Source organism: Pacificimonas flava, assembly GCF_000342165.1.
GTDB classification, from domain to species: domain Bacteria; phylum Pseudomonadota; class Alphaproteobacteria; order Sphingomonadales; family Sphingomonadaceae; genus Pacificimonas; species Pacificimonas flava.
In genome coordinates this window covers 148,287-165,030 of the sequence record NZ_AMRV01000001.1, presented here as the reverse complement: position 1 = coordinate 165,030, position 16,744 = coordinate 148,287, and the positions used below count along the sequence as shown (strand labels likewise).

13 protein-coding genes are annotated in these 16,744 nt (G+C 62.6%); 3 read left to right on the top strand and 10 right to left on the bottom strand.

All coding sequences use genetic code 11. The features are described 5' to 3' along the window. Positions 1-135: 135 nt before the first annotated feature. From C725_RS00765 to C725_RS00755, 3 genes are read left to right on the top strand one after another with little or no spacing between them, the layout of a single operon-like run. Positions 136-957 (top strand): NAD(P)-dependent oxidoreductase, encoded by an 822-nt coding sequence (locus C725_RS00765; protein ID WP_008599535.1) that lies wholly within the window; start codon positions 136-138, stop codon positions 955-957. Then, a complete protein-coding gene (locus C725_RS00760; RefSeq protein ID WP_008599534.1) occupies positions 958-2,262 on the top strand; it encodes a glycerate kinase type-2 family protein in 1,305 nt (434 codons plus the stop codon). It begins immediately after the preceding gene. Next, on the top strand, positions 2,259-3,344 hold the full coding sequence (locus C725_RS00755) for a tartrate dehydrogenase (RefSeq protein ID WP_008599532.1): 1,086 nt from the start codon (positions 2,259-2,261) through the stop codon (positions 3,342-3,344). The genes C725_RS00760 and C725_RS00755 overlap by 4 nt, the downstream gene beginning before the upstream one ends. 267 nt (positions 3,345-3,611) lie before the next feature. Here C725_RS00755 and C725_RS16065 read toward each other — a convergent pair whose 3' ends face one another. The 10 genes from C725_RS16065 to C725_RS00710 form a co-directional block, all read right to left on the bottom strand. Then, entirely contained in the window at positions 3,612-4,454 is an 843-nt protein-coding gene (locus tag C725_RS16065; protein WP_243442676.1) for an AsmA family protein, read from the bottom strand. Then, positions 4,354-5,589 carry an AsmA family protein gene (locus C725_RS16060; protein ID WP_008599529.1) on the bottom strand — a complete coding sequence of 412 codons (1,236 nt, stop codon included), beginning with the start codon at positions 5,587-5,589 and terminating at the stop codon, positions 4,354-4,356. Before C725_RS16060 ends, C725_RS16065 begins: the two co-directional genes overlap by 101 nt. Positions 5,590-5,826: 237 nt before the next feature. Next, positions 5,827-6,585 carry a crotonase/enoyl-CoA hydratase family protein gene (locus tag C725_RS00745; protein ID WP_038281164.1) on the bottom strand — a complete coding sequence of 253 codons (759 nt, stop codon included), beginning with the start codon at positions 6,583-6,585 and terminating at the stop codon, positions 5,827-5,829. Position 6,586: 1 nt separating this feature from the next. Beyond that, entirely contained in the window at positions 6,587-8,107 is a 1,521-nt protein-coding gene (locus C725_RS00740; protein ID WP_008599527.1) for a class I adenylate-forming enzyme family protein, read from the bottom strand. A gap of 75 nt (positions 8,108-8,182) precedes the next feature. After that, positions 8,183-10,387 carry a xanthine dehydrogenase family protein molybdopterin-binding subunit gene (locus C725_RS00735; protein WP_008599526.1) on the bottom strand — a complete coding sequence of 735 codons (2,205 nt, stop codon included), beginning with the start codon at positions 10,385-10,387 and terminating at the stop codon, positions 8,183-8,185. Further along, on the bottom strand, positions 10,384-11,364 hold the full coding sequence (locus C725_RS00730) for an FAD binding domain-containing protein (RefSeq protein ID WP_008599525.1): 981 nt from the start codon (positions 11,362-11,364) through the stop codon (positions 10,384-10,386). Before C725_RS00730 ends, C725_RS00735 begins: the two co-directional genes overlap by 4 nt. Next, positions 11,361-11,861 (bottom strand): 2Fe-2S iron-sulfur cluster-binding protein, encoded by a 501-nt coding sequence (locus tag C725_RS00725; RefSeq protein ID WP_008599524.1) that lies wholly within the window; start codon positions 11,859-11,861, stop codon positions 11,361-11,363. Before C725_RS00725 ends, C725_RS00730 begins: the two co-directional genes overlap by 4 nt. 140 nt (positions 11,862-12,001) lie before the next feature. Continuing rightward, the gene (locus C725_RS00720) at positions 12,002-13,120 is read right to left on the bottom strand and encodes a glycoside hydrolase family 130 protein (protein ID WP_008599523.1); all 1,119 of its coding nucleotides are present in this window, start codon (positions 13,118-13,120) and stop codon (positions 12,002-12,004) included. Further along, on the bottom strand, positions 13,117-13,902 hold the full coding sequence (locus C725_RS00715) for an SDR family oxidoreductase (RefSeq protein ID WP_008599522.1): 786 nt from the start codon (positions 13,900-13,902) through the stop codon (positions 13,117-13,119). The genes C725_RS00720 and C725_RS00715 overlap by 4 nt, the downstream gene beginning before the upstream one ends. A 58-nt stretch (positions 13,903-13,960) precedes the next feature. Further along, a complete protein-coding gene (locus C725_RS00710; RefSeq protein WP_008599521.1) occupies positions 13,961-16,204 on the bottom strand; it encodes a hypothetical protein in 2,244 nt (747 codons plus the stop codon). Between the last annotated feature and the right edge of the window lie 540 nt (positions 16,205-16,744).

The window sequence follows — 16,744 nt, the reverse complement described above, 5'->3', positions numbered from 1 at the left end:
GACTGGGCGGCCATGTGTTCGGCCTCTCGATGCGTCCTTGTCATGCGCCGCTGGCCATGATGCCTTTCTGAGGCGCGCTCTCGAAGCGCCACGCCCAAGATAGGTTTTCCCGATCCGGCGGATTCGACCGGCTTGATGCATCAACTCCCCCTTGCCCCTTCCAACTGCGTTAGGCGGTGGCGCGCGCTTGTTCATTACCCTCTCATCGGCATCGGCCCGCGAAGCGGTTGCCGCTGCCATCATAGCGCACATCATGCGCGTTTATCGGCAGGCGGCAACGACGCGTCGGTCGCCGATCACACGCTGGCGCTGATGCTCGCGGCGGATCAACGGCTACGCGAAACGCAGGAACGCATGTCCCGAGGCGACTGGTCGATCCTTCGCGGGCACGATCTGTACCGAAAGACGGTCGGGATCGTCGGGTTCGGCCGCATCGGCCGCAGCCTTGTGCAGCGGCTCAGAGGGTTCGACTGCGTTCTTCTCGCGGTCGCGACGGAGAGCAGCCGCGCGTTCGCGAAGCAGAACCACGTGCAGCTTGTCGAACTGGACGAATTGCTTCGCCGCAGCGACTATGTCTCCATCCACGCCCCGTTGACGGAGGAGACGCAGTTCATGTTCGGCGCAGAGGCTCTCGGCAAGATGAAGCCAGAGGCGGTTCTGGTGAATACGGCGCGGGGCGGACTGGTTGACGACCGGGCACTGCTCGCGGCGCTGAAGGATGGCACGATCGCGGCTGCGGGCCTGGATGTCTTCGTCAGCGAATCGGATCCCGCCTTCACATCCGTCACCGAGGAGTTGATCGGTCTTCCTAATGTCATCGCCACACCGCACGCCGCAGCATCTACCGAAGAGGGGCTTGCCCGCACGAACATGGTTGCGGCGCGCTGCGTGGTGGATGTCCTTACCGGCGGCGATCCGCCGGCCCAGTGCGTCGTCGCCGATGGCCGCCGCCGCTGAATGGAGGACGGCGCATACAGACATGCGATAGACGGCGATCCGCAGGCATTGCTGCGCGCCATGTTCGACGCCGCCGTGGCGAGCGCGCAGGCCGGCAACTGCGTGCCGCCAAACCTGCCCTCCCCGCCGCCCGGCCGTACCGTCGTCGTGGGTGCGGGCAAGGCGACGGCCGCAATGGCGCAGGCAGTCGAGGACAACTGGACCGGCGACCTGTCGGGGCTCGTCATCACGCGCTACGGGCACGAGGTGCCCTGCAAGAGAATCGAGGTTCGATCCGCCGCGCACCCCGTTCCGGACCAGAACGGAGTCGCAGCAACGCTGGAAATGCTCGCGCGGCTGGAGGGACTTACAGCTGACGATCTCGTGATCTGCCTGTTGTCGGGCGGCGCGTCCGCGCTGCTGGCTGCGCCGGCGGAGCGTGTAGCCTTGCCCGATTTGCAGCAGCTGACATCGGCGCTGCTCCGATCAGGCGCCGACATCGGTGCGATCAACACCGTGCGAAAGCATCTCTTGCGCGCGGCAGGCGGTAAGCTCGCCCTCGCAGCGCGGCCAGCGCGCCTCGTCACCTTGGCGATTTCCGATGTTGCGGGCGATGATCCTAGCGCGATCGGATCCGGGCCTACGGTCGGCGACCCGACGACACGCACGGACGCGCTGGCCGTGCTGGACCGCTACCGCATTTCGCCGCCGCCCGCTGTTCGCGCCTGGCTGGAAGATCCGGCCTCGGAGACGCCCGTTACGTCCCAAATTCCTAAAAGCGAATACCGCCTGATCGCGGGCGCCCGCAGCGCGCTAGACGCCGCGTCGTCACTGGCGCGGCAGGCCGGCTACGAGCCGCTTATTCTCGGTGAAGCGGTGGGCGAGGCGCGTGAAGTCGCTGAGAGTCAGGCTGACCTGGTCAAATCCCTGACCGAACGAGGGTCCAGCCCAGCGCCGCCCTGCGTTCTGCTGTCTGGCGGAGAGACGACCGTCACGGTGGCCGGTGACGGACGTGGGGGGCGCAACACCGAGTTCCTCCTCGCCCTCTTGCTTGCCCTGGGCGCTATACCACATGTGCACGCCCTTGCCGCCGACACTGACGGTATCGACGGCAGCGAGGACAATGCCGGAGCCATCATCAGTCCGGACACGCTCGAACGGGTGCGGGGGGCCGGCCACGACCCGGCGGCGTTCCTTGCGCGCAACGACAGTTACGGGTTCTTTGAGAAGCTCGGCGCGCTGGTCATCACGGGACCGACCCTGACCAATGTGAACGATTTTCGCGCCATCCTTATCGACCGCCCGCATTCGGGAGCAGCAGCATGACCAAGACCAACGCTCATCATATCGCCGTCATTCCCGACGACGGCATCGGCAAGGAAGTCGTGCCGGAGGGGCTGCGGGTGCTGAAAACCGTGTCCGAGAAATTCGACTGCGCCTTTGCCTTCGATCATTTCGATTTCGCGTCCTGCGACTATTATCTGAAGCATGGCCAAATGATGCCGGACGACTGGAAGGCGCTGCTCGGTGATCATGACGCGATCTTCTTTGGCGCGGTTGGCTGGCCCGACACCGTACCCGATCACATCTCCCTATGGGGTTCCCTGATCCAGTTCCGGCGCGAGTTCGACCAATATGTGAACCTGCGGGCTGCGAGGCTGATGCCCGGCGTTTCAAGCCCGCTTGCAAACCGGGGACCCGGCGACATCGACTTCATGATCGTGCGGGAGAATACGGAGGGCGAATATTCCTCCATCGGCGGGAAGATCTTTCCCGGCACCGAGCGCGAAGTCGTGATGCAGGAAACCGTCATGACCCGGACAGGTGTCGACCGCATCCTGCGCTTCGCCTTCGACCTCGCCCAGCGGCGCGAGAAGAAGCACCTGACTTCTGCGACGAAGTCGAACGGCATTTCCATCACCATGCCCTATTGGGACGAACGGGTCGAAGCAATGGCGGCGAACTTCCCGGACGTCCGCTGGGACAAGTATCATATAGACATCCTCGCGGCGCACTTCGTGCAGCACCCCGACTGGTTCGACGTGGTTGTCGCCTCCAACCTGTTCGGCGACATCCTGTCGGACCTCGGCCCCGCCTGCACCGGCACGATCGGCATCGCGCCGGCCGGCAACATTAATCCGGAGCGTGAATTTCCTTCACTCTTCGAGCCCGTCCATGGCTCCGCTCCCGACATTGCCGGACATGGCATAGCAAACCCGGTCGAGCAGATCTGGGCCGCGGCAATGATGCTTGACCATCTCGGAGAGCGAGATGCCGCTGCGGCGGTCGTATCAGCAATCGAAGCAGTTCTCGCCGAGCCACAATACCGCACACCCGATCTCGGAGGTCCCGCCAAAACCAGCGAATGCACGGAAGCGATCTGTCGCGCGCTAAGGGACATCGGGTGAGTAGCTCATCGTCATTCTCCTCGGCCTGATTGGCCAGAAGGAGGACGCTGAGGTGCCGGGACATTCCGGCAAGCTGCAGCCTGCCCGCTTCTCGGCCGCGAAAATGGTGGAGCAATTCTGCTCCTTGGAGGCCGAGCAGCTAAGAAGTCTGTCCGCGCAATATTGAACTCAGAGTCTCCGCGCGTTCAGTCGAGGCGGAACTGGGCCGGGGGCGCTTCGCGTCTGGACAACGATCAAATCGGTCAGCCTTCATAGCAGCACCTCTTCTCAACGCCGATCGCGACCGTTTTTTGCTGTCGTGCCGTCCCTGACGTCGTCACGCGGCTCGCCGGAGGAGGTTTTTTGGGCGGATGAGTTTGCGCCGGCAAGAATGGGGGCGCATGCGGCGGACTTAGCGTCGCCCGGATCGACGAAGGCCAGCAGTCCGGCAACGGGCGTTGCAACGACGGCCAGTCCCAGTGCGGCGCCCGCACGGCCGACGAGATCGCCGCTGATGGGATTGATCGATGGTTGTCCGAAATAGCCGCTCACAGCCACCGGGGACTGCCCTGAAAAAAGGCTGAACGTCTTGGCGTCCGCACGGACAGCCAAATCAAGGCGTTCATCCCTGAAGCTGAAACCGCCCCGCCCCAGTATGACGTTCTTCTTCGTATCGATCAGGATGGGATCCGCTGCGGCGAGACCGTTCTGGACGGTAAAGGCGATCAGCCCGCAATTTATTTCGACCGGCTCCTTCAATTCGTCTTCGAACATTTTTTGAACGAATGTGCCGATATCGAGTTCGGCAAGCTGCGCGCTACCGGTCATCAAGGTTCCGGAGGGCATGATAAGGGCTATCCGGCCGCTGGACGCGGCCAGGCTTTGCCGCAGGCTGTCGCCAGTACCGCTTAATTGAATACGACCGGACAGGGTGCCGGTGGTGCCCGCCTCCTCGGCGCCGAAATGCGCGAGAAGCTTGCCCATGGATGTGGGTGACAAGCTGATATCGTAGTCGGTCTTCACCGCCTGCTCACGCGCATCGATAGCGATGTCTGCGGTCAGGCGGCCCCCTGCCAAATCGGCCTTGAATGGCGATAGCTTCAGAACCGAATGTTCGAGATCCAGCGTCAGATCGATGTTTCTGAGCGGGAAGCTTTCCGACCGCATCCTGGCGACGGTAATGCAGATCCGCGTCGAAACGGCTGATCGCGTCGATCCGCAAGGTCGTGTCGGGTAGCACGCGGGGGTGGCCGCCATTTGCCTCGACCGCGCCGGAAGCGCCCGGATCTTCGAGCCGCTCCGGATCGTAGCCGATGAACGGTGCAGCATCGATAATGTTGAGCGTGTCGGTCGAAAGTTCGGCGATAAGCTTAAGCCGTTCGCCCGGCATGAGGATGCGGAGCGACCCCGAGATATCGCTGTCACCGAACATCCCTTCGATACCGGTGAAGCGCCATTCGCCATCCGCGTAGGTCAACGCGGAATCGATCCGGTATGCGCGCGTGGCCGGCACGGCAATCCCGAGAAAATTGAAAAGATCGGCGATGTTGACGCCCTGCGCGCCGAGTTTGAGGTCTGCCCCTTCGAACTGAGTTGGACCGGGCAGTGTACCCGAAACCTCCAGGCGGGTGCCGGGAGCCTCGGCCTGTGCCGTCAGGGCATTGCGGCCGCCGGCAATCGTCTCGTTCGGGCTAAGCAAGCTTCCGGAGAATTTGAAGGGCCGGTCATGCATTCTGCCGCCGCCTGAAAAGCGAATGTCGCTGTCGAAGCTCGTGTCCGCCGCTTTCGCCGTTTCTATATTGGCAACAGCGGTCAGGGCGAGCGGTGGATCGCGATAGCTCACCCGCGTTCCAGAGATCGTGCCGCGGCGAATATCCGGCATCTCAAGCGGTTTGGGTGGGGCATCGGAATCGCGGAAGGTCCAGCTATTGCGCGTCCCATCGGCGTCCCACTCCAGCGCGATGCGGCTGTTTTGAAGGTCGAGCCAATCGAGATCCCAGCGCCCGAAGATCATCGGCAGGGTCTCGATGCGGGTGTCGACCAGTTCGGCAGTAAAGACATGCTCTGCGCGCGCCCATTCGGGGCTCGAAATCCGCATGTCCTCCGCCATGAATTTTATGTCGAAGGGCGCAAGGTAGAGATTGAAGTCGCCGCCGACTTCCACCTGCCGTTCAAGCGCGGTGGACACGACGCTTTCAAACGGCTGCTTGAGAAAGCGCCCCTTGGTGATGAAAAGAATTAGCCAGATCGCAAACAGCGCCAGCATAAACATGGCCAGTGCCAGAATCGCGACCTGTGATGGACGAGTGCGCCGCTGAAACCATGCCGGCTTCCATCGGCGAAGAGGGAGAGCTCGCGAGCGCCCATTTGAAGCCGACATGACCACGCAGCGATAAACCGGAAACGTATCCGCTGAGTTCCATTCGATCTTCGCTGCTAGTCGCCTCCAGCTGCAATTCGTACTGCTATGTCTGCTAACGCCGCAGCCGGCTTCATTTGAGCACTAGATGTCTGTGAAATTCCCTCCCCGCCCACGCCCGGCGGAGAAACGCGCGGCGCCTGAACGACCCTCTTCAAGGTTCCGGAGGCCAAGCTCGAACTCTTTGGCGAGCGCATCCTCGATCTCGAGAGCTTCACCCACATACAATGACTGCCGATCGGATCGCATGGTTGCCTGCGGGAAGCGGGCGATGTCCTGAGCAAGAGAGATCGATTCATCCAAAGCGCTCCCCGTCGGGACCACCCGATTGGCGAGCCCCATCTCCCTTGCTTCATCGGCGCCGACCGGGCGTCCGGTGAGGATCATGTCGAGCGCTCGGCCGCGGCCCACGATGCGTGGCAGCCGAACGGTGCCACCATCGATGAGCGGCACGCCCCAGCGGCGACAGAATACGCCGAATGTCGCGTCCTGCTCCACGACCCGCAAATCGCACCAGCAGGCAAGCTCAAGTCCGCCGGCGACCGCATGACCTGAGACGGCTGCGATCACGGGTTTTGACAGTGACAGGCGAGTAGGTCCCATTGGCCCGTCGCCCTCCGCGCTCACCCGGTTTCCCTCTCCCTCCGCGAAACGCTGCAGGTCGGCACCAGCGCAGAAGGTGCCTCCGGCGCCGGTCAGCACGGCCACTGAGGCTTCCTGGTCTTCATCGAACCTACGAAATGCTTCGGCAATGGCTGCAGCAGTCTCGCGGTCCACCGCATTCCGCCGTTCGGGCCGATTGATAGTCACCACCCAGACGGGGCCCAGCTTCTCAACCAGCAAGCTATCCGTCATCGGTGCTGCTCCTTAACCGGTCGCGCAGGTCTCGCCTGAGCACTTTGCCCACCGCGCTTTTGGGCAAGGTATCGGTCCATTCAATCCGCCGCGGGACCTTATGCGGCGCAAGGCGCTGCCGCACCCAGTCGCCCAGCTCTTGCTCAGACGGGCACGCTCCTCCAGCAGACACGATAAATGCGCAGACCGTCTCTACCCATTTGGGATCGGGCGCACCGACCACGGCACACTCTTTGACGCCGGGATGATCCAGGAGCACGTCTTCCACTTCACGAGGATAAACGTTGTAGCCCCCCGTGACGATCATATCGCTGGTTCGGTCGACCAGATGGAGGAAGCCACGTTCATCGAACCGGCCCATGTCCCGGGTCCGGAGAGGTCCATCAGGGAGTCGGACTTCCTGATTGAGTTCCGGTGCATCGAGATAGCCTGCATGAACCATCGGCCCGGAAACGGCGATCTCACCTATTTCTCCGATGGCCACCGCCTCGCCGGCCTCATTCACCAGCTTCAGCGACACATCGACAGAGACCTGGCCACAGGCCGATAGCGGCGCGTCCGGGCCGAGGTGATCTTGTGAAGACAGAACCGTAAGGGCCAGCGGCGCTTCGGTTTGGCCATAATATTGCGAGAAAAGCGGCCCCCAGCGCTCCAGCGCATTTTCGATCACCGGTCGCGGCATGGGAGAGGCCCCGTAGATGACGCTCCTCAAGCCCCCCACATCCTGATTGCCACTGCCAGCAAGCAGCATCTGGAGCATGGTCGGCACTACGTTGGCATGCGTGGCGCCGTACCTCTTCACGTCAACGAGATAGGTCTCCGGATCGAATTTCTCGAGCACGATAGACCGGCCGCCGCGCAGCCAGAACGGCAGAACGAAGGTCCCGCTCGCATGAATCAGAGATGCGGCGTGTATCATGGCATCGCTGCGGCCGGGGGACACAAGATTGGCAAGAATGTTCGTGCAGATGGCGGCATAACTTGCCTGACTATGCTGTGCCGCCTTCAGGGTCCCGGTCGTCCCTGATGTGAAGAGTGCGAGCACGATATCGTCCGGCGGCGTGGCGAGGAACGGATCGCTATCCGCAGCTGCCACGATCCAGTCTGGTTCTGCCGCTCCGTTTTCCAGGCAGAGCACCTGCATGCCTGGTCGCTGTTTGGCCAAGGATTCCGCTCGGTCCCTAAGGCCTGCACTGGCCAGCAGGAATCGAGGCTGCGTCTGTTCCAGCATCGCGCGATGTTCAGCCTCGGAAAGACGGGAGTTGAGCGGGACCCGCACTGCCCGCGCCTTGAGGCAAGCAAAGTCGATGGACACGGAAAACGGCCCGTTATCGACCAGGAGCCCAACGGCTTCCTGCGGTGCAAGCCCGCGCCCGATCAGTGCGTTGGCAAAACGGTTCGCGAGACGATCGACCTGCCTGAAGCTAAGCTGCGTGGCTCCGCACTCTATGGCGGTCGCATCGCCCCATCGCACCGCCCCCTGTCGGACAAGGTCGACCGTTAGTGCCATTTTCCCCCTCTATCCACCACGCTGTGAATGCTGGAACAGGCCGGTCGCGTCAGTCAAGGCCGAGCCTTCAGATCCTTACGGGTCTCCCAATTCAGCCATGATCTTGTCCGGCGTGAACGGGAAGCTGCGCAACCGAACGCCGCAGGCGTCGTGAATGGCGTTGCCAATCGCACCTGCCGCCCCGCAGATGCCGAGCTCGCCTACCCCCTTCGCTTGCAGCGGGCTAGCGGCCGGATCGCGCTCGTCCACCAGCACCACGTCCAGGTGCGGCACATCGAGATTGACGGGGACGTGATACTCGGCGAGATCCGGATTTACGACGTGGCCGTATCGCTTGTCGAAGATTTCTTCTTCAGTGAGCGCACTGCCAATTCCCCACACCATACCGCCCATGCACTGCGAGGTGGCGGTCTTCGCGTTGAGCACGCGGCCGAATCCGAACGCGCCGGTAAAGCGCCGGACGCGGGCCTCTCCGGTATAGGCATTGACCGCCACTTCCGTGAAGAACGCACCATACATCGCCGCGGAGAACTTGTCCGAGATCTCCCCGGCCTTGAAATGCCCCACTTCTTCGATCTGATCGCCTTTTAGCACGTCGGAAAGCGCAGTGGTTTGGCCTCGCACGGTTGCGAAGCCGTCCTGCAGCGTGAGTTCCTCCTCCTGGCAGCCGAGCCGGGCGGCCAACCGGGTGCGAATGGCTTCGCACGCGAGGAATACCGCAGAGCCGGTCGATGGCGCACCCCAGCTGCCGCCCGAGCCCGCGCCTGGAGGAAAGGATGAGTCTCCAAGCCGCACCAGAACGTCGTTCCGATCGAGTCCGAGCATCTCGGCGGCAATTTGGCCCAGTACAGTATAGGTGCCCGTGCCGATGTCGGTCATGTCGCTTGCCACGGCGGCAGTGCCGTCCGGGTATAAGGTGACCCGCGCTTCCGCCTCATTGAGGTTGTGGACGCGCGCGGCGGTCGCCATTCCGGTGCCGATCCACCACTCACCCTCGCGAGTGTGGCACGGCGAGCGGCGCGCGCCGTGCCAACCAAACCGTTCGGCGCCGGCCTTCAGGCACTCGGCGAGCTTGCGCGAGCTATAGGGAATATCCTTGGCAGGATGCCGTTCGGGAATGTTGCGCAGCCGCAATTCGACCGGATCGATGCCGATCTTCATCGCCAGTTCGTCCATCGCGCCTTCGAGCGCTTGCATGCCCACTGCTTCACCCGGCGCACGGACGGACCCCGCCGTCACAAGGTTCAGCCGCGCAAGGTCGATCCGGAGGGTCCGGTTCTCCCCCGGGTAGAGAAAGTCGCTCGCCTGCGTCACGGGTTCGGCGAATGTTTCACCCGGAAGATTGGAAACCAGTGCCTCATGCCCGAAGCCAACCAGCCTACCGTCGGAGTCCGCCGCCAAACGTAGCCGCTGGGTGGTTTCGGATCGCCGCATCACGCACTGGAAGACTTGCTGGCGCAGCAGCACCACCCGAACGGCACGCCCGAGTTCCATCGCCGCAATCGAGGCGGCTACCCCTTCCGGGCTGATTCCGAGCTTTGATCCGAAGCCGCCGCCGACATATGGCGAGAGCAGGCGCACGTCCTCGGGATCAAGTCCGACCGCGTCGGCAAGCTCCTTCACATTGTACTTGAGCATCTGCAGGCTCGAATGAACCGTCAGCGTCGTGCCGTCCCATTGCGCGATACTGGCGTGCGGCTCCATCGGGGCGCTGTTGTGACACTCGGTCGTGTAGGTTACCTCGACCGCGTACGCCGCCTGGCTGATCGCCTTGTCGAGATTGCCCTGAATCGTCGGTTCGCCATGGGTTTCGATCGGCACGTCGCGCGAGTGCTGATCGATCGCCGCATCGTCATCCGAGCGGTACTCGATCCGCAGCTGCTTCGAGGCATTGCGCGCCTGCTCGAACGTCTCTGCAACCACCAGCGCGATCGGCTGGCCCCAATACTCGACCTGCCGCACGTTTCGTACGGGCGACTCGCCGGCACCGCCCTGTGCTGGACGCGCGACCATCCGTTCGTCGGAAATGACTGCGATCACGCCCGGCATGTCACGGACCGAAGCCTCGTCGATCGCGACCACTTGCCCCTTGCTGATGGTGGCGGTCACCAGAACACCTTCCGCGCAATTCTCCACCGCATACTCTGCGGCGTAGCGCGCGCTTCCTGTGACCTTTGCCGGCCCATCGGGCCGATCGAGCGGCTTACCGATCACCCCTTGCGCCATTGCGTCGAGGCGGTTGCGATCGTCTGGTCGATCCATTTCGAGGGAGCCGGTCACTCTGCATCTCCTGTGACTTCGCGCAGCACTGCCTTCAGCGTTCGGCGGGCCATCGGAATCTTGAAGTCGTTCGTGCCGTGACCTTGGGCGCCGTCCAGCAGCAGATCGGCGGCCTTGTCGAACAGCGCGTCGGATGGAACCTCGCCGACGAGTAATGCATCGACGCGCTCGTCATGCCACGGCTTGTGCGCCAAGCCGCCGAACGCAAGCGCTGCCGATGCGATCGCGCCGCCGTCCATCCGCACCACTGCGGCAATCGAAACGAGTGCGAACGCATATGACGAGCGGTCCCTGACCTTGCGATAGACGTGCTTTCCGCCGGGCGGCGCCGGCAGAACAACCGCAGTGATCACCTCCCCGGGCTCGAGGACATTGTCCCTTTCCGGCGCGTCATCCGGCAGCCGGTGGAACGCGCGTACCGGGACACTGCGGGTATGCCCCTCCGCAGTCGCTATCTCGACCGTGGCATTGAGCGCGCAAAGCGCCACGGCCATGTCGCCCGGATAAGTGGCAATGCAGGCGTCACTCGCGCCGAGTACCGCATGAATACGGTTGAATCCGCCGATGGCCGAGCAGCCGCTGCCCGGCTCGCGTTTGTTGCACGGCATCTCGGTATTATAGAAGTAATAGCAGCGGGTTCGCTGGCACAGGTTCCCTGCGGTCGTCGCCTTGTTGCGCAACTGGAACGTGGCGCCGGCAAGGATCGCGCGGGCGAGAACCGGGTAATCGCGCCGAATTCGCTCATCGGCGGCGCAGGCGCTGTTCGTGACGAGCGCGCCGATCCGCAACTCGTCGCCGTCCGGTTCGATACCGCCGAGCGGAACGCGATTTATGTCTACGAGCGCGTCGGGGGTTTCGATCTCCAGCTTCATCAGGTCGAGCAAGTTGGTGCCACCCGCGATCGGCCGCGCGCCATCGCTGGTCAGGCGCGCGGCATGATCGAGGTCGTTCGCGCGGTTATATTCGAAGGGCTTCATTGTTCGCGCTCCATGACTTCGACAATCGCGTCGACGATGTTGGAATACGCCCCGCAGCGGCAGAGATTGCCGCTCATCCGTTCGCGGATTTCGTCGGGCGTGAGGCGTGTCTCGCCCGAGAGATTTTCGCTAACGAAACTCGGCCAGTTGTTGGCCGCTTCTTCCAGCATCGCCTTTGCCGAGCAGATCTGCCCCGGCGTACAATAGCCGCATTGATATCCATCATGCTTAACAAAGGCCGCCTGCAGCGGATGAAGATCATCGATGGTGCCCAGTCCCTCGATGGTCGTAACGCTCTCTCCATCATGCATGACAGCAAGAGTGAGACAGGAATTGATACGCTGACCGTTCACCAGCACGGTACAGGCCCCGCACTGACCGTGATCGCAGCCCTTCTTGGTCCCCGTCAGATCGCAATCGCGCCGTAGAAAATCGAGCAGGGTGGTCCGGGGATCTCCCTCGAAAGCGTACTCGCGGCCGTTAATAATCAGAGCCATCGGACCTCCTCTGTTTCTGCCTCAACGTGGCCCACCGCCGATCGGTCCAGAGCCAGTGGAAAAGAATCCACGAGCAGCAAGACGTCCCTCGGGCCGCTTCGCCCGCAGGCCAAGTTGCGGGGGTGCATTCGGCTCTTGGTTCAGGTGAAGTGAGACCGCGGGATATGGGTAATCCGGCAGGCCAGATCCGCTTCTCCCGACGCGACCACATACATGTCATCATGCTCGGCGATGCCCGTGGTGAAGACGACGTTGCGAACGTACATCTTGTCTTCGAGCGGCGCCGTAAGCGCGGCATTGGCCTCGAGCAGCGGCGTATGTTCGGTGCGCAACACGATCGAAGGATCGTCGGGATCGAGCAGCGACCAATAGGTGCGGTAGATGCCGACGATCTCCTGCGGCTCCACCCCATGCCAGAGCGTAAGCCAGCCCTCATTCGTGCGGACCGGCGGGGTGCCTCCTCCCATGCGCGCGGTCGCCGCAGTCCCGACATGCGGCCGGATGCCAGGCTTGCGGCACGGCTTCCAGTGCAGGGCGTCGGGCGACGTGGCGAGATTGATCGACGGGCCCGCCCGCCACTCGCTGTCCGGAGGGTAGGAGAAATAGAGGTCGCCGAGAGGCCGGGTCTGCGCCCAGTACCGACCCTCAATGAGACCCTCGAAGATCAGCATGTCCTTGTTCTGGTGATCGAGGACGATGTCCTCGAAAGCGAAGGTCAGGCCGTCCGTGGAACTGTACAAGGTCGTCGAATGGCGCTCGGGACTGACCGAGCAGGTCGTCATCAGCCAGCGATCGCCGACCTTTGAAACGCGCGCGTCTTCCACGCCGTAACACTGGAAGCTTGCCTGGGGCGCGATGGCCTTGTCGTAATGGACCGCAACCCTTTCGGTCCCGTCCGGCGAAAGCTCCACGGGCAAGATCCACGATAGCGAAGTCAGCGCCATCACGCGCCACTTGCCGCCGTGAACCAGGAACTTGCGAGGATCCGACGTGTCGCACAGGTCGAGCGGCCAGGGATCGAGGACGTATCGCCCTTCGTCCCATCGAATGGCATGGATATTCCCGGCGCGTATCGGCTGGCACAGGGCCTCGGCCACACGCACGAAGATCGCCAGATTGCCGCTTGGAAGTCTGGTCATCCCGGGGTTGAAAGCCCCCAAGACATAGGTTTCCGCATCGAAATGGCCCGCCAGGGGCGAACGGGCAAGGTCGACGTCATCGGGCCCGAAAATCAGACGGTCATGGAGGAAGTCGCTCATTCGTCCTCTTGCGTGCGCGGCGCGACCGTCACCTGTTGCACCACCGACCGGCGCGGCTGGGTAAGCACGAAGTGGACCGCGACCGCGATATCCTCGGCCCGAAGCATCCATTCCTTGTTGATCTGCTCGGCCTGCTCCTCCGCGCTGAACTTGGAATACTGGAAATCGGCACCGGTCTTGCCCGGCTCGACGTTACTGACCTTGATGCCCTGTTTGCCCAGTTCCTTGCGCAGCGCTTCTGAAAAGCCAGCGATACCTGCCTTCATCCCGGCATAGACGCTCGATCCCGGACCCAGTACGTGCGCGCTCATCGAACCGATGAAGACGATGTCGCCGAAGTCCTCCATCACCTCGACCGCCGCGTTCGCAGTGGCGAGATACGCGGTGAAGTCGACGGCGACCGCGTATCGCAGTTCGCTGGCGGTCATCTTCGTCACCCCCTTAGCGGGTATCGCGGCATTGACGATGGCAACGTCAAAACCTCCGCCAAAATAGGCTTTCGCTGCATCGACGAAATGTTCAACACCGTCATCGTCGGCGAGATCGACGCTGATGCCATCGCCCTTGCCCACTTCGCGTATCCGCTGAAGGCCATCGGCGAGGTGCTGCTCGTTACGCCCGCAGACGAAGACGTCGACGCCTTCAGACGCGAGCAGGACCGCGATCGCGCGCCCTATCCCTGTGGTTCCACCAGTGACGATTGCCTTGCGCCCGGAAAGGCTTGGCATTTTCGTGTGGGCGTCCGAGAGGTCCTCGTCCTCGCGGTTCGCGGGCTTCGGCATCGCAACTCTCCTTCGATCGGTCCACCTGAGCACCGGTCGAAAAGGGTTTTTGTTCCCCTCAATTCCACATAATCGTGATACTGCTGTCCGCCGGAACACGGTATTCCATGCGCTCCGCCGAGCGGCTGCTCGCCCGGATAGCGTCGCCCGCTCCGTTCATTACCGTGAACGAGGGCATGGATTTGCGCCCCACTGAGACGAGCGCAAGCATCGCTTCGTTGCCCTCGCACCCGCCCAGTTCAAAACTCAATGCCCGATCAGACGGGCGATGGCTGGCCAGCAGGAAATGGTCGCAAAATATCCGGAACGGCCCGTCTTCGACCGAGTGAAAGGCCCGGCTGGCGAACACGAAGGCGGCGCCGCATCCGTAGATTTCCTGGCCGACCTGCCCCGCGGGCTGGCCATCGACGTAAAGATCCTCGACCGGGAACGAGAGGGTAGGATCGATGTGGCCGTTCCCCTCGCGCTGCTCGGGAGAGATCGCTTCGGGCGGCAGGGCATCGGGGTAATAGAACCAGGCCCTGTCCAGCGTGTAACGGCAATATTCGGTCACCAGCAGCCGCGCTGACGGGTCGAGATCGGGACCGCTGTCCTTGAGCAGGCGTTCGAATGCCGCGAAACTGTCGAAGCATTCGTAGAGCGCCATGTAAGGCGCATCGTGCAGCGCTGTCACTCCGAGGAAGTTGCGGTAGTTCTTCGCATAGTCGATCCGCGATTCCCACATCGCGGTGTTGTGAAAGAAGCTGGCGAGGAAGACGTAGCTTTGCCGCAGATACGTCTCCTCGTTGGTTATCCGCCATAACCGCATGCAGGCCGCTGCTCCCCAGGCGGTCAGATTGGCCTGATAGTTCAGTTCGAACCGCATTCCCTTTGCTGCATCGATCGCGGCGCGGGCCTCGTCGAGGTACTCCTTGTCGTCGGTCAGGTCGAAGGCCTGCAACATCACGTAGGCGTACAGCCCCCCCACGTCCGTCTGCCCCAGCTCCTGATCGTCGCGCGCGGCGGTGATGACGCTGAAATCGCGCAGGTCGTACTGGATCGGCCATTTGTACTCGAAATGGCGGGCCGCCTTGATGCCGAAGCCGATCGACTTTTCGAACAGATTCAGCGCGGCCTTGTCACCGTCCACCGCCAGGCGGCCCAGTTGCGAAAGCGGATGATAGAGATACCAGCTGTCTATCGCGTTCGCATCCTTATCCTTGCCGACATTCGGGAGATAGCGCCGCAAGGTTCCGAGCTCGGAATCGTAGAACTTGCCGAGTCCGGCGGCGAGTTTCGCGCCGATCGGCACCTTGGTTCGGGCCCAAGTCTCGTAGTCCCGGATCGCCGCCAGAACCGAAAGCTGGACCATGGAATCGGGATATTCGGCCGCAGTGTAAGGGTGCAGGTAAAGGTGGCCATAGTGCCGGATCGTCGCTTTGGGCGAATGCGAAAGATCGTGCAGCGTGCGCTCCGCGCGATCCATCCAGTCGTGGAATTCGGTCTGCGGCCGCTCGACGACCTCCAACATCTTTCCGAGCAGGGTCAGATAGCGCCGAGCCATATTCTGCTCGTCCCCGCCGCTTTCTCTGTGGAAGGCGATCCAGCCGTCGGACAGTGTGATCTCCTCCTCGGCCGGCAACGGATCGACGGGCGGGGTGCCCTGTTGCGGAGGAGTCGGCATCAGATAACCGATTTCGGGCCACACCCCGCCCATCGCACCGTCGGGTTTGGTCTTCGTCGCTGCGAAGAAGTCGTTCAGCGCCGTCAGGTCCTGAAGGTATAGCACGCTGCCGAAGTCCGGTTCCGTCAGCCGGAAGTAGATCGATCCGGTGTTGAAGCCACGCTGCGCCGCCTCGACCTGGCCCACAGCGCCTGCCGGATCGCCGCTCTCGTCAAGCGGATACAAATCCCTCGGCACGAACGAGGCAAGCAGCGGCTCGGCGGGCGTCAGCGTCGTCTTCACACGCAGCATAGGGATCGCGCCGTTCCGCAGTGCGACCGCCACCCGATGTCGTCCGAGCGGAGAAACGGCCTCCGCGCGCATCGCTTCGTTCCGCCTACGCCGGACCATCTTCGCAGTGCCGATCCCGGCGGGAAAGAAGGCCACCCGGTACGCCAGCCCGCCGCTGCCGGGTTTGCGCATAAGAAGCCACAGGGCATCGTGCCCACGCGCCAAGGTCAGATCCAGTCCGGCAAAACCGGTGGAGCGCAGGGTGCGCAGGCGTCCGTTCGCAAGCTCGTCGCGCAATAGAGCGATTCCCGGACTGATACCCGAAACCGGCCGCTTGCCCCCCTCCTCCTTATTGGGTGCGATCGCCATTTCGAAGCTCAGCCGGCTTGGCGCGCAAGCGCTGCCCTGAGAGCTATGATCTCAACGTTAGCTTGCCGCAATTGGCCGAACGAATTCATGACCTTTCGTTGACTGTCCTTCAGAAGGGCGCTTGCACCGGTAGATCCTTCGCTTGGCATGACGGCGCCTCCTCGACCGAGGGAGAATGTTCCGATGCCTCCGACAGTTCCGGGCGAAGGGTAGGGCGCCAATTGTTCAAGGAACGGGCATCCAGGCAGCATAGCCTTCCTTTTCATGACAGCCGGGCAACCCGATAAGAGAGGATCTGGTCTTTACCACCGAAAAGCGAAAGCAGCCCGTACACTCCTGATGTCGTGGACGGCTCTCCACGCTCGTGCTGCCTTTCGCCGCAGTTTTGAACCGACCACGACGCGGCGGCGTTCCTTCATCATATGACCTCAGAACCTCATTTTCTCGTCTCCGACATCGAACCCCCGAAGGACCGAACCAGACATCGCGAGCGGCTCGGCAAGAGTTCGTTGCGGAGAATAATTTCCCATTGTGCTTACA

What these genes read in the sequence shown, in the direction of transcription:
- C725_RS00765 (WP_008599535.1), top strand. Translation starts at nt 136, where the DNA reads ATGCATCAACTCCCCCTTGCCCCTTCCAACTGCGTTAGGCGGTGGCGC.
- C725_RS00760 (WP_008599534.1), top strand. Translation starts at nt 958, where the DNA reads ATGGAGGACGGCGCATACAGACATGCGATAGACGGCGATCCGCAGGCA.
- C725_RS00755 (WP_008599532.1), top strand. Translation starts at nt 2,259, where the DNA reads ATGACCAAGACCAACGCTCATCATATCGCCGTCATTCCCGACGACGGC.
- C725_RS16060 (WP_008599529.1), bottom strand. Translation starts at nt 5,589, where the DNA reads ATGCTGGCGCTGTTTGCGATCTGGCTAATTCTTTTCATCACCAAGGGG.
- C725_RS00740 (WP_008599527.1), bottom strand. Translation starts at nt 8,107, where the DNA reads ATGGCACTAACGGTCGACCTTGTCCGACAGGGGGCGGTGCGATGGGGC.
- C725_RS00730 (WP_008599525.1), bottom strand. Translation starts at nt 11,364, where the DNA reads ATGAAGCCCTTCGAATATAACCGCGCGAACGACCTCGATCATGCCGCG.
- C725_RS00725 (WP_008599524.1), bottom strand. Translation starts at nt 11,861, where the DNA reads ATGGCTCTGATTATTAACGGCCGCGAGTACGCTTTCGAGGGAGATCCC.
- C725_RS00720 (WP_008599523.1), bottom strand. Translation starts at nt 13,120, where the DNA reads ATGAGCGACTTCCTCCATGACCGTCTGATTTTCGGGCCCGATGACGTC.
- C725_RS00715 (WP_008599522.1), bottom strand. Translation starts at nt 13,902, where the DNA reads ATGCCGAAGCCCGCGAACCGCGAGGACGAGGACCTCTCGGACGCCCAC.
- C725_RS00710 (WP_008599521.1), bottom strand. Translation starts at nt 16,204, where the DNA reads ATGGCGATCGCACCCAATAAGGAGGAGGGGGGCAAGCGGCCGGTTTCG.